The sequence below is a fragment of the Vaccinium witches'-broom phytoplasma str. VAC genome (assembly GCF_000309405.1).
Lineage (GTDB): Bacteria > Bacillota_I > Bacilli_A > Acholeplasmatales > Acholeplasmataceae > Phytoplasma.
Window position 1 is genome coordinate 1 of sequence record NZ_AKIN01000174.1, and the last position, 900, is coordinate 900.

A 900-nucleotide genomic window follows, 5' to 3' on the forward strand; every position below is an offset into this window, starting at 1 on the left:
ATTTTAAATAATTTTCTAAATAAAAAAAATTTACTTTAAAAATTAAAATCATGATTCAAAACGGAGTGTTTCAAGATTTTATTAAAAAAATAAAAGATTTTGTAGCTTTTGAATTTTTGAATAATAATGATAATTATGAAATGTTAAAAATAAAAAACTTGAAAAAAAGAATTCTTAATAATGGTCACAAAATTATTTTAACACCTAGTAAATGGAGATATTTTAAAATAGATAATCTATTTAATAAGATTAAGAGAGGAAAGGAAATTATTTCTAATTTAGAAGTAAATTCTGATGAAAGTAAAATTCCTTTAATAAATTCTACATAATTGAATAATGGTTTAAATTGTAAAGTGAAAAAAGGTAATCAACTTTTTTTTAGCGAATAGTATTACGATTGCAAATAATGTTTCTGTAGGTGTTAGTTTTTATCAAAATATAGATTTTTATGCAACCGCTGATATAACAATTTTATATTCTACAAATTTGAATATTTATAGCGCTTTTTTTATAATTACAATTATCGAAAAAAAAAAAAAATATAGATTTAGTTATGGTCGAAAATGGAATAATGAAAAAATAAGAAATAGTAGAATAAAATTACCAATTGATAAAACAGGTAATCCAGATTGGCAGTTCATGGAAAATTATATTAAATCTTTGCCATATGGTAAAGGTCTTGTTTCAAGATAACTGTTATTTCTATAAATTCAATCAAACAATCAATTAGCAGATTATAAAAAAAGAATTAATTCTATCATTCAATTACACGGTTAAAAAACGGGTGAGAATATCAATATAGTGACGATTAATTAATTATTTTTTAAATAAAAAGGAGTTCTATTAAAAAATTACTTTTATTTTGATAACTGAAATTTTTTTATAATAAAAATAAGTTAA

Annotated in this window: 2 protein-coding genes; both read left to right on the forward strand. The window is 19.9% G+C overall.

What is annotated here, in order from left to right; all coding sequences use genetic code 11:
* The first annotated feature begins 50 nt into the window (after positions 1 to 50).
* Entirely contained in the window at positions 51 to 329 is a 279-nt protein-coding gene (locus RI68_RS02755; protein ID WP_017193715.1) for a hypothetical protein, read from the forward strand.
* A gap of 37 nt (positions 330 to 366) precedes the next feature.
* The gene (locus RI68_RS04505; RefSeq protein ID WP_083848785.1) at positions 367 to 693 is read left to right on the forward strand and encodes a restriction endonuclease subunit S; all 327 of its coding nucleotides are present in this window, start codon (positions 367 to 369) and stop codon (positions 691 to 693) included.
* Positions 694 to 900: the final 207 nt, after the last annotated feature.